The following is a 9,844-nucleotide window of genomic DNA, read 5'->3' as shown; positions in this document are numbered from 1 at the left end:
GAAGCACGACGATACTTTCAATCGGGTCGCTTTTCCTGAGCCCGGGAACGGCGGCGGGCCTCGTTGCTCCCAACGGCTCGGGGAAAACCACCCTTCTTGAAGCGCTGTCGGGCCAATTTCCCACCCGCATCCGCTCGGGAAGCCTGGCGGCAGACGGAATCTGCCAACGTCGATCAGCCGAATTTGCAGAACTCGTCTACCTGAGCTCTTCGGGCAGCGCGGATCTCTATCCCACGCTATCGGCCATCGAGCACCTTGCTTTCGTTAGGGAGGCGTGGAAATCGGCCGCCGACATCGACTCGCTCTGCGACTCCCTCGGAATCTCCCCATATCTCGACAAGCCGACCCGTAAACTCTCGACAGGAATGAAGCAGCAGGTAAAGCTTGCCATGGCGATAGCGACCGATTGCCCGTACCTCATCCTCGATGAACCGCTGAACGGCCTCGATCCGGGAAAACGGAAAACCTCCTGCGACGCGATGCGCAGCGAAGTGGCGCGGGGACGCAGCGTGCTCATTTCAAGCCATCTGCTCGACGACCTGGCAGACCTCACCGACTCGTTCTACTTCATCGAGGCCGGCACGCTCGTGGAAAAGATCGAGTCGTCCTCGCAGACGCTCAAGCAGGAATACCTCGATACATACGAGGGAGGTGAATGACATGATAGGCAAGAGCTATGCAAAGATAGCGATTGTTGGCTTTGTACTTTGTCTTGCAATGGTGCTATGTGCATCATTTGCGAGGTATAGGTCCGAGCAGTCGTTCATCGATGGCGCTGAAAATGGGTTTGGCATAGACGGGATGTATGTCAACGATGGCGCGACCAGGCCGTCTATGGCGATTCTTGCAGGCGAAGACATGGAATGGCAAATCTGTAATGACGATGGCTCTTGTATGAGTGGTCGTTTGGCCGCAACGAGCGACCCGAATTCGTTCGATCTTCTCGACAATGATGGAGCGGATTGCGGTTCTGTTCACCTTTCATATGCATCGCGAGACGGGATGGACGGCATCCTCTACGTCTCCCACGAAAATGGCAATTTCAAGATGCGCAGGACTAACCGGGTGCCGGCTTTTATCGAGGAGTGAGAGTTCCCGGCGGCCTGCCGATCAGACCGCCGGGGTATTGAACCCCGCATTCATCCGTACACACACGGATGAATGCGGGAAGTGTCCGGATGAAGTTGATAATCAAGGAAACAAAGCCGTTCTGCCTGGGACGGCATTGGCTTGGACTTTAACTACAACATCGCAATCGACACTTATCAGCTCGCGCAACGCGCATGGCCAAATCTCGGACGCTGGTGCATGGAGGACCTTCGAGATTTACTGGACATCCAAAACGACGACGCACACCGCGTGCTCGCCGACTGCGAAGACGAGATGGCTGTCTACAATGCGATCAGAAACGGCGTGAAGTCCAGAGAGCTTTCTGTGGAACCGCCGCACCGTCGCGCGAGCCGACCGGGCAACCCGGGCAATCTGGTCCCGACTCTCCCGGTCGAATTCCTACGATATCGCCCCTAAATCACCAATGTGTCAGATAAAGAATGATGCAATGATTATGATCAAGCATACGGCGGATGCAACGACTGCGCCTTTTTTCCTCTCCTTTAGTCCGACGAATAGGGTTGCCGTAAAGTAAAGGGCGGAAAGGCAGTCTATGGCAAGCAAAACGAGTTCCTTGGGCGGTTTCAGCAAAAGGTCGCTAGCAAAGAGTAATGCAAGCAGGGCAAAGCCGATTGTGGTCAAGTATCTCGATTGATTTTGCGACAGCATGGCAACCTCCTTTTAGAACATGCAAGTGAAAAGTCGGCACGATGTCATTGCGGTTGCAAACAAGCCGCCGCCAGGACCGGTTGTCACGAGACCGGCGATAACTTCAGCGGTGCCAGCAAGGTAGGGATCGCGCAGGCAAGACTCCTCCTTCGCGTTCAGCTTGACCTTGTGAGGGACGGTGCGGTTATTTGCAAATCCGTGAGAATCGCACCACGCCTTGGAATATGAATCCGTGCAGCGTCCGCGCTCAAAAAGGGATATATCGTAATTTTCGTCGTAGTTGTCTCCGACGTAGATCTCGCTGCTCTCGGCGGGAGACCCCTCGTCGGCATAGGCTGCCGCAACGGGCACAAATGGTGTCATGACAAGGGAGAGGCAAAGAGCTGCTGAGACGATGGAGAGCAGGCATTTCTTCATGGCTGGCTCCTTAATCTGGCCTTTGATAGTTACTTGATGTCGCCTCCTTCCGCTTTATATCCGTTGTATTTGGCGTATTTCTTTAATAAGGCAAGAGGTTCTTCCTCTCCTTCGGATAAGCCGATGATGTTTCCTTGATCATCCAGTATGAATATGGACGGAATATGCTCAAGTTCATATTGGTCATACACGGTCTTATCTTAATCTATGTATATGGGAAAGTCTCCTTCATGGACCGAGGCTTCTTCAATTGTGCTGTCCTCGGAAACAGTGAAAAGGTTCTTCCTTAAGGCTGCGAAATTATCAAGTTGTTGCATATCTTCTATGAGAGATTCGCAGTGCTGACACCACGATGCCCAGAACATCAAGATATTTTCCTCATTAGGTTTTAGCTTGTTAAAATAATTCACGTTTCGGCCGAGGCTGAAATTTTGGCCCATTTTAATGGACAAAGATGAGGGATAAGCATCGTGTTGCGGTTTGATATTGACGGCGATTAAGGCGGCGAAACACGTCAGAGTCGCCAGAGTCAGTAAGGCGATAACGCATTTTCTCGGTTTCCAGCTCATGACAGATCCCTCTCTCATGGTGAAACGCATACGTTTTGAAACGGGATACCGCTTCGATTCGTTCCGGACGCGGATGTGGACGTAACTGGTCTCGGTGCCAAGTGCGATTTAAGTGCTGTATATGACTTAACGGGAATGTCCGAGCAGTGCCGGAGTCTCCATCTGGATTGTTCCGACTGGAACATCAGCCCGAATACACTGCATAGCGACTCCAACAAGAACGTCCCCGGCGTAATCCTTTCCAAGGCCCGCGACGGCTATCTTCTTCCTCCTTTTCGAGAGGTTCGCAATCTTCATGCCGGCCTCTCTTGCCTTCTCGCCCGAATCCCCGTAGCCCTGCTCGGCCAGCCTCTCGAGGCTCTCCTTGGCGGCTTCAGCTTCCTTCCTGTTGCCCTTCTCGAGTATCGCGACGCTCGTCTTGTAGACCCTGTCCCTTCTGGATTCATCCAGGAACGCGGCATCTTCCAGATCCGCCATTTTCTCGCGCACGGCGCCGCAGTTCCAGCAGGTACCGCGCTTGAGGTTCACCGCACCGCAGCCGCACTGCCACCACCCGTCGTGTTCGGAATGGACGCCCGCGCATTTGAAGGTATCGGCCCCCATCTCGGAGAGCAGGACATCGCGTTCCGACTCCTCGACCCCGTTGAGTGCGAGTGGCGCGGGGCTATCGATGTCGATCGGGTCGCCGAAGGAGGTCTCGCCGTCCGCTCGGGTCACAACGGCACGCGAGCCGGTGATAACAGACAGCTTGATTCTCACCGCCTTGGGCCTGAGCACCTCGCCGGCGGGCAGGTCGGCATCTAGGAGCGAGAAGTCGACGGTCTCCGTCTCCCCTCCCTCGCCCTCGAGCCCGACAGTGAACTCTATGCGGCTGATGGGTTTCGTCGATACGTTGACGATCTTTGTTTGGAGGAAGCAGGCTCCCGTCTCGGTGTCTCTGGAGACTTGGATGGCTAACATCCTGACAGGGCAAAGCTCCTGCCAGGAGGGGTTGGCGTCGCGGTAGGCTATTTTGTATTTCGACATTACTACACCTCGGGCAGGGCGTCTTCGTCCCTTTGTGCGCTGGGCGCCGGTGCCGCTCGGTCGGGCAGAGCGCAGACGATCAGGCCGACCATGAGCGCGGTGCCGAAAAGGCCGATGAACCAGAGGATTCCCGCGCCATTGGTGTAATGCCCCTTGGCCCTGGCAATCTTAACGAGCTCCGCTACGCCGCAGATGTTGGCGGCGATCGCCAAGAGAGGCAGGAAGAAGATTATCAGCTCCAGGCTTCTCATTTTTGGTCCCTTCTTCTCGACCGCCCGCCTCGACACCGGCGGTCCTCCGTAACTTCCGGTAACACCAATTCTGCTGTCCTCACCTGCGGATTTGTTGAGCAACAAATTCGATTGTGTGAGCGGTCGGTTAATCTGCGCAGACGTTGGGCTAATTACTCTTTGCCGCTGCGGCAAGTCCAGCGCAACCTTTTGGAATAGTCCTACGCTCAAGCCGTTTCTATTCACCCTGAGCGAAGGGAGTCGCATATGCATGCAGCGGCAATTAACCTTCGGGGGGGGGGGTATCTCCTAGAGGTATCCGCCTTCGTGGACAATCTATCATCGAGTACGTCCTGATTATCGCGGTCATCGGCCTGGTGATCGTGTTCGCGGGACCCAGCGTGGCCGGGGCCATCCGAAACCAGTTCAACCTGGTCGGCAACACGGTGAACAGCGGGGCGACCGGTGGCGTCGAGGACGGTGGAACATCCGGTGGCGGCTCCACAGGGGCCGATTCCGCGACCGTCCAGGCGGCCATCGTCAAGGACGCGAAGGACTGGACGCTCGGTGAGCAGAAGGCCGTGGCAGAGGAAATCGCCACGAAGGGCAAGGCGTCTCCCGCCTACGCCAAGGCGAAGGCCGCCATGGATGCCGGCACCAAGTTCACGATGAAGCTCACCGATGGGAAGACGCTCGAATACCGCATCATCGGCATCAACCATGACGATTTGGCCGACGTCACTTACGGCACCAACGCCGGTGGCTGGGAGAAGTCGGAGCTCCGTGCGAAGATGAACTCCGGCGAGATCTGGAGCCTCATGCCGCCCGATTTCCAGTCCAAGGTGAAGACCGTCAGGAAGCTCACGAACAACGTCGGCGGAATCGATAAGAACGCCGCCGTAACCGCGACCTCGGACAGGCTGTTCCTTCTCAGCTACTCCGAGATCGCGCCCTGCACCTCCCATTGGACCTCCGACTTCACTTCCCTTTGGGCCTCTGACTACCCCTGGAGTTCCTCCGAGGGTAGCCAGTACGAGGCCTTCAAGGGCAAGGTGACGAATAACGATAATCCCAACTCTGCCATTGCCATTAGCAGCTTATGGTGGGAGCGTTCGGTGTTACCGAAACTTTCTGCGTACTTCCTCGACGTCACCGGCACTGGCAGGCCGTCGCGTGGCGACGACGCGAGCGCTTCGCTTTGCGTCTGCCCCGCTTGGTGCTTCTAGCCTGTCTTCTAGCTTGTCTAGCGAAAAGCCTGCGCAACTTCGCGCGGGCTTTTCTTTTGGCGGTTACTCGAACGGTCTGATGTTCGTGGCACAGTTAGTCGGGTTGAGGGGAAATGGGGTCATACAGCGGCTCTCAGAGCGTCTGCCACACTCCCCCGCCATTACCTCTGCGGGGTCCTCGTGTAGAGCTCATCCTGCTTGGCATTTCGCTGTAACAGCCCACTTGTCCACCGATCAAGTGAACTACTGGAATAAATACAGCGACACGCTTGTTCGTCACAGTCGCTATATCCGTGTAAATCGCCGCGATAAATACAGCCTGTACTCGGCTGTATACCAGCTACGCGTATGTAGATTCATATCGCGTTAATAAATCGGCTCAAGCGCGTGCAAAACGCGCAAGTAGCCGCAAAAGGCGATTATCGCGTAGGTAGATTTTTGGCACCCTGTTGCTTACTGAAAATTAAGCAATTGCTTAAAACAAAAAAGGTCAGGCACTAAGTGCCTGACCTGCAAACTTCTGGTCGGGACGACTGGATTCGAACCAGCGACCCCTTGACCCCCAGTCAAGTGCGCTACCAAGCTGCGCCACGTCCCGAAGCTTTTGTTTGTTGCTCTGCTCTCGCTCGCAACAGGGAGTATATTAACCCGAAACTTTGTCCTTGTGCAAGAACTTTTTTACAAATTTTGAAGCAAGTCCAAAATTGTATCTGCGAGCTGGGGTTTTGTTAGTACGGGTAGTTCTTGCGTACCCGCTATGCTCACGATCCAAGCCTTGTTGGTGTCGGTTCCAAAGCCCGAATCGGCGCGTGAGACATCGTTGGCGATAATGGCATCGCAGCCTTTGCGGGTCAATTTGCGCTCGGCGTACTCGACGACGTTATCAGTCTCGGCTGCAAAGCCGATTACGAGGCGATCGCCCTTTTGGCGTGAAAGTTCGGCCAAGATGTCAACGGTCTCGACGAGCTCGATTCGATCCAGGCGCTCGTTGGCCTTTTTGAGCTTATGGTCCGCCGGGGCCGCCGGCGTGTAGTCGGCGACGGCGGCGGCGCAAATGGCCGCGTCGGCCGTCTGGAAGGCGCTCAGCGCTGCCTTGAGCATTTCTGAGGCGGTCTGTACGTGCACGCACTCCACACCGCGGGGAACGTCGAGCGATGTCGGTCCCAGCACGAGCGTGACGGCGGCACCGCGACGTGCGGCCTCCCCCGCCAGGGCGATACCCATCTTGCCCGAAGAACGGTTGCCAATGAATCGCACCGGGTCGATCGGCTCGTGCGTGGGGCCGGCGGTGATGACGATGCGCTTGCCCGTCAGGTCTTGCGGCACGGGGTTGAGCACCTCACAGACAGCCTCGACGACGTCCTCGGGCTCGCTCATGCGTCCCGTGTCCACGTCGCCGCAGGCAAGGTAACCGCTACCCGGACCCACAACATTGACACCGCGCTCGCGCAGCGTGGCCATGTTGGCCTGCGTGGCCGGTGCCTTCCACATGCCATTGTTCATGGCCGGTGCGATCACGATGGGGCGCGGCGTGGCAAGCAGCGTGGTGGAGATGAGGTCGTCGGCGATGCCGTTGGCCATCTTAGCGATGATGTTGGCCGTCGCGGGCGCCACGACCACCACGTCGGGCTCCTGCGCCAGCGAGATATGGTGGATGGGGTCGGAGGGGTCGTCGAATAGGCCCACGGCAACGGGCTCATTGGTGAGTGCGCGGAAGGTGAGCGGCCCCACGAACTCCGTGGCGTGCTCGCTCATGACGACCTTGACGTGGGCGCCGCGCTTTTGCAGCAGGCGCACGATATTGCACGACTTATAGGCGGCGATCCCGCCGGTAATTCCCAGCAGGATCGTTTTTCCCTCAAGTTGCATTGAATTGTTGGGTGCCGCCGCCATCGTTAGGCTTCCTTGCTGAGGAGCACGAGCAGGCGGTGGCAGTACGGGCAGTGCGTAATCTCACTACCGTCGTGGTTGAGGTCGCTCATGGATGACGCCTGCAGCGCGGTGTGGCAGACCGTGGGGATGTTGCCCTTGATGGTCTCGACGGCCAGGCCGCGGAACTGCTTGAGCAGACGCTCGTAATCGGTGAGCACGTCGGTCGGTAGCGTGGCGGCAAGCGCGGTGCGCTCCTTGGTGGAGGCATCAATCTGAGCCTGCAGATCGGCAGCCTTGGCGCGGGCAGCCTTGGTATCGGCCTTCACGCCCTCCTCGAACTTGGCGATGATGGCCTGCGCGCGAGCCTCGCGGTCAAGCGCTTCCTTATGAGCGACGACGACGTCCTTGCGGGTGTGCTCGATCTTGTCCAGGCGCTTGGCCAGGGTGGCGAGCTCATTTTCCAGATCCTGGACCTCGCGGTAGTCAGAGCCGTCGACGTGGCGCTTCTTGGCGGCCTCGATGGCGTTGTTGGTCTGGATCTCGGTGGTGTTGAGATCGTCCAGCTCAATGTCCAGGTCCTTGCGCTGAGCATAGAGTTTGGTCATCTCGGACTTAAGCTTTACATAGGTTTTGCGCTTTGAGGCGAGCTCCTTGAGCTCCGGCATATTGGCAAGTTCGCTCTTGTTGCGGGCGAGCTCCAAATCGATCTGTTGCAGCTTGAGTAGCGTAGCGCCGGCGCTCATAAGTTCTCTCCTTTTGTCACAGTCCACCATTGGCAAGGGTTCAGTATTTTAATCGCATGACGGGGGTCGACCCCGGCGTCAACCGCAGAGTTCATCAAGATATCCACGAACGGCTCCTCGGAGCGATCGTGGCCGAGCAAGATGACGCCCAGACTGCGCAGAGCGAGGTCCTGCGCCACGTGATAGCCCGCCTCGCCCGTCACGACAACATCCGCACCGGCGGCGATGGCAAGCTCGCCAAAGTCGCCGAGGGAGCCACCCAGAATGGCGACGGTGCGGCACGGGCGCTCGGCATCTCCCCATACGCGTGGGTCGCTTTCGAAGGCCGTGGCAGCGCGGGTGGCGAGATCGCGCAGCGTGCACGGGTCGTTGAGCGTTGCAAGTGCGCCCAGGCCGGTGGCCTCGGGGTCGTCCACGTGCTCCAGTGAGCTCACGGGTGCGGCACCCAGCAGCTTGCTCAGGCAGACACGGGCTTCGTGCGAGCGGTCCAGGTTGGTGTGGAGCGAGATAATGCTCACCCCGCAGCGGGCAGCCTCGTAGAGGGCCGCACTGCACTGGGGTCGTGTGGCATCCGCCGGACAAAAGGCCTCGGGTGCCTTGATGTATATGGGATGATGCGTCAACAACACGTTGGCACCGGCCTCCTGGGCGCGGTGCACGTTGGCTTCGGTCGCGTCGAGCGCGCAGGCCACGCCGGTAATCTCGGCGGCAGGGTCGCCCACGGATAAGCCTACGTGGTCCCAGGGTTCGGCGTCCATCTTGGGAAAGCGTGCCACCAAGGCACGCTCGAGATCGGCAACAATCATGCGGCACCCACGATCGACAGAAGCGCCTGGGCAAAGTCCTCCAGGTCAGCCGGGTTCACGCGGTCATCGAACGAGATGCGAAGGGCGCCGAGAGCCTGCTCGCGACCGATGCCCATCGCGCTTAAAACATGGCTCGGATCCATGCTGCCACTCGAGCATGCCGAGCCTGCCGACACCTCAAAGCCGGCGGCGTCGAGCTTGATGATGAGTTCCTCGGAGTCCATGCCGTCAATGTAGATCGATACCATGCCGGGCAGACGGTCGGCTTGCGCGTAGTCACCCATGGTGGCGTGAATGCGCTGGTGGGCCGTAAGCGTGGCGTAGAGCATGTCGGAAAGGGCTTGCAGCTTCGCGCGCTCCTGAGCCACATGGGGCGTCAGAGACGAGGCGGCAGCGGCAAAGGCGAGCTGCGTGCGCAGGTCTTGCGTGCCGGCACGACGTCCGGCTTCCTGTCCGCCGCCAAAGATGCGCGGGCGCAGCGGCGTGCGGTTCTTGAGGTAGAGCGCGCCGGATGCCACGGGGCCACCGATCTTGTGCGCGGCAACGGTCATGGCGTCAACTCCCAGCTCGGTGACATCGAGCGGAATATGCAGATACCCCTGGATTGCATCGGTGTGGAACAGGGCGCCAACGGTATGCGTGGCCGCGGCAAGCTCGCGGATGGGTTGCACCACGCCGGTCTCGTTGTTGGCAACCATGATGCTCACGAGCGCCACGTCGTCGCCTAGCAGCTCGACAAGCGTGGCAGGCTCAATGTAGCCCATGCGGCAGGGCTGCACCAGGTCGACGGTAAAGCCGGCGGCACGCAGCAACGGCAGGTTGTCCAGAATCGAATCGTGCTCGATGGCCGAAACGATTACACGATCGCGCTTGCGATCGCGCTGACGAGCGCCCTCGGCAAGACCGAGCAGCGCCAGCTGGTTGGCTTCGGTGCCGCCGTTGGTCAGTACAATCTCGGACGGGCGGACGCGCGTGCCAAAGCTGCGGGCGATCTCGCGACGTGCAACCCCCAGACGCGCGGCAGCCTTGCGGCCGAGCGAATGCAGCGAGTTGGGGTTGACGCCGGCAAGCTCGCTGTCGTCGTACTCGCGCTGCGCAAGGAGCGCCTCGGCGCGCATGGGCGTCGAGGCGGCATAGTCAAGATTCACGGGTATGCGGTTTTGACCTGCAGTCATA

13 protein-coding genes and 1 tRNA gene are annotated in these 9,844 nt (G+C 58.6%); 4 read left to right on the top strand and 10 right to left on the bottom strand.

The window, feature by feature from the left end; translation table 11 throughout:
• The 3 genes from AAAT03_RS02165 to AAAT03_RS02155 all read left to right on the top strand — a co-directional run.
• Positions 1-659: ATP-binding cassette domain-containing protein (locus tag AAAT03_RS02165; RefSeq protein WP_349102489.1), on the top strand; the 659-nt coding region annotated here is incomplete at its 5' end.
• Position 660: 1 nt separating this feature from the next.
• Complete coding sequence (locus AAAT03_RS02160; RefSeq protein WP_117629398.1) at positions 661-1,089, top strand: hypothetical protein; 429 nt, start codon at positions 661-663, stop codon at positions 1,087-1,089.
• A gap of 141 nt (positions 1,090-1,230) precedes the next feature.
• On the top strand, positions 1,231-1,527 hold the full coding sequence (locus AAAT03_RS02155; RefSeq protein WP_349102488.1) for a hypothetical protein: 297 nt from the start codon (positions 1,231-1,233) through the stop codon (positions 1,525-1,527).
• A 12-nt stretch (positions 1,528-1,539) separates the two neighbouring features.
• Here AAAT03_RS02155 and AAAT03_RS02150 read toward each other — a convergent pair whose 3' ends face one another.
• The 5 genes from AAAT03_RS02150 to AAAT03_RS02130 form a co-directional block, all read right to left on the bottom strand.
• Positions 1,540-1,779 (bottom strand): hypothetical protein, encoded by a 240-nt coding sequence (locus AAAT03_RS02150; RefSeq protein WP_117629396.1) that lies wholly within the window; start codon positions 1,777-1,779, stop codon positions 1,540-1,542.
• A 12-nt stretch (positions 1,780-1,791) separates the two neighbouring features.
• On the bottom strand, positions 1,792-2,196 hold the full coding sequence (locus AAAT03_RS02145; RefSeq protein WP_349102487.1) for a hypothetical protein: 405 nt from the start codon (positions 2,194-2,196) through the stop codon (positions 1,792-1,794).
• A 200-nt stretch (positions 2,197-2,396) separates the two neighbouring features.
• Entirely contained in the window at positions 2,397-2,765 is a 369-nt protein-coding gene (locus AAAT03_RS02140; protein WP_117640871.1) for a hypothetical protein, read from the bottom strand.
• Between the two features lie 126 nt (positions 2,766-2,891).
• Positions 2,892-3,791 (bottom strand): hypothetical protein, encoded by a 900-nt coding sequence (locus tag AAAT03_RS02135; protein ID WP_349102486.1) that lies wholly within the window; start codon positions 3,789-3,791, stop codon positions 2,892-2,894.
• 2 nt (positions 3,792-3,793) lie between these two features.
• Positions 3,794-4,042, bottom strand: a complete 249-nt coding sequence (locus tag AAAT03_RS02130; protein WP_117638267.1) for a hypothetical protein — start codon at positions 4,040-4,042, stop codon at positions 3,794-3,796.
• A gap of 380 nt (positions 4,043-4,422) precedes the next feature.
• Between AAAT03_RS02130 and AAAT03_RS02125 the strand changes: the two genes are divergently transcribed.
• The gene (locus AAAT03_RS02125; RefSeq protein ID WP_349102485.1) at positions 4,423-5,247 is read left to right on the top strand and encodes a DUF6273 domain-containing protein; all 825 of its coding nucleotides are present in this window, start codon (positions 4,423-4,425) and stop codon (positions 5,245-5,247) included.
• Positions 5,248-5,768: 521 nt separating this feature from the next.
• Here AAAT03_RS02125 and AAAT03_RS02120 read toward each other — a convergent pair.
• From AAAT03_RS02120 to AAAT03_RS02100, 5 genes are all read right to left on the bottom strand, one after another.
• Positions 5,769-5,845 (bottom strand) — tRNA-Pro (locus AAAT03_RS02120).
• A gap of 80 nt (positions 5,846-5,925) precedes the next feature.
• Positions 5,926-7,140, bottom strand: a complete 1,215-nt coding sequence (gene coaBC / locus AAAT03_RS02115) for a bifunctional phosphopantothenoylcysteine decarboxylase/phosphopantothenate--cysteine ligase CoaBC (RefSeq protein ID WP_233539721.1) — start codon at positions 7,138-7,140, stop codon at positions 5,926-5,928.
• 2 nt (positions 7,141-7,142) lie between these two features.
• Entirely contained in the window at positions 7,143-7,862 is a 720-nt protein-coding gene (locus AAAT03_RS02110; RefSeq protein ID WP_349102484.1) for a hypothetical protein, read from the bottom strand.
• Positions 7,859-8,668 carry a Nif3-like dinuclear metal center hexameric protein gene (locus AAAT03_RS02105; RefSeq protein ID WP_349102483.1) on the bottom strand — a complete coding sequence of 270 codons (810 nt, stop codon included), beginning with the start codon at positions 8,666-8,668 and terminating at the stop codon, positions 7,859-7,861. The genes AAAT03_RS02110 and AAAT03_RS02105 overlap by 4 nt, the downstream gene beginning before the upstream one ends.
• Positions 8,665-9,843 carry an aminotransferase class V-fold PLP-dependent enzyme gene (locus AAAT03_RS02100; RefSeq protein WP_349102482.1) on the bottom strand — a complete coding sequence of 393 codons (1,179 nt, stop codon included), beginning with the start codon at positions 9,841-9,843 and terminating at the stop codon, positions 8,665-8,667. Before AAAT03_RS02100 ends, AAAT03_RS02105 begins: the two co-directional genes overlap by 4 nt.
• Position 9,844 lies beyond the last annotated feature (1 nt).

This window comes from Collinsella sp. CLA-AA-H167 (assembly GCF_040095305.1).
Lineage (GTDB): Bacteria > Actinomycetota > Coriobacteriia > Coriobacteriales > Coriobacteriaceae > Collinsella.
Note: the sequence above shows the minus strand (reverse complement) of the source record. Positions and strands in the feature narration are given on the sequence as shown.

What these genes read in the sequence shown, in the direction of transcription:
- AAAT03_RS02160 (WP_117629398.1), top strand. Translation starts at nt 661, where the DNA reads ATGATAGGCAAGAGCTATGCAAAGATAGCGATTGTTGGCTTTGTACTT.
- AAAT03_RS02150 (WP_117629396.1), bottom strand. Translation starts at nt 1,779, where the DNA reads ATGCTGTCGCAAAATCAATCGAGATACTTGACCACAATCGGCTTTGCC.
- AAAT03_RS02145 (WP_349102487.1), bottom strand. Translation starts at nt 2,196, where the DNA reads ATGAAGAAATGCCTGCTCTCCATCGTCTCAGCAGCTCTTTGCCTCTCC.
- AAAT03_RS02140 (WP_117640871.1), bottom strand. Translation starts at nt 2,765, where the DNA reads ATGAGCTGGAAACCGAGAAAATGCGTTATCGCCTTACTGACTCTGGCG.
- AAAT03_RS02135 (WP_349102486.1), bottom strand. Translation starts at nt 3,791, where the DNA reads ATGTCGAAATACAAAATAGCCTACCGCGACGCCAACCCCTCCTGGCAG.
- AAAT03_RS02130 (WP_117638267.1), bottom strand. Translation starts at nt 4,042, where the DNA reads ATGAGAAGCCTGGAGCTGATAATCTTCTTCCTGCCTCTCTTGGCGATC.
- coaBC (WP_233539721.1), bottom strand. Translation starts at nt 7,140, where the DNA reads ATGGCGGCGGCACCCAACAATTCAATGCAACTTGAGGGAAAAACGATC.
- AAAT03_RS02110 (WP_349102484.1), bottom strand. Translation starts at nt 7,862, where the DNA reads ATGAGCGCCGGCGCTACGCTACTCAAGCTGCAACAGATCGATTTGGAG.
- AAAT03_RS02105 (WP_349102483.1), bottom strand. Translation starts at nt 8,668, where the DNA reads ATGATTGTTGCCGATCTCGAGCGTGCCTTGGTGGCACGCTTTCCCAAG.
- AAAT03_RS02100 (WP_349102482.1), bottom strand. Translation starts at nt 9,843, where the DNA reads ATGACTGCAGGTCAAAACCGCATACCCGTGAATCTTGACTATGCCGCC.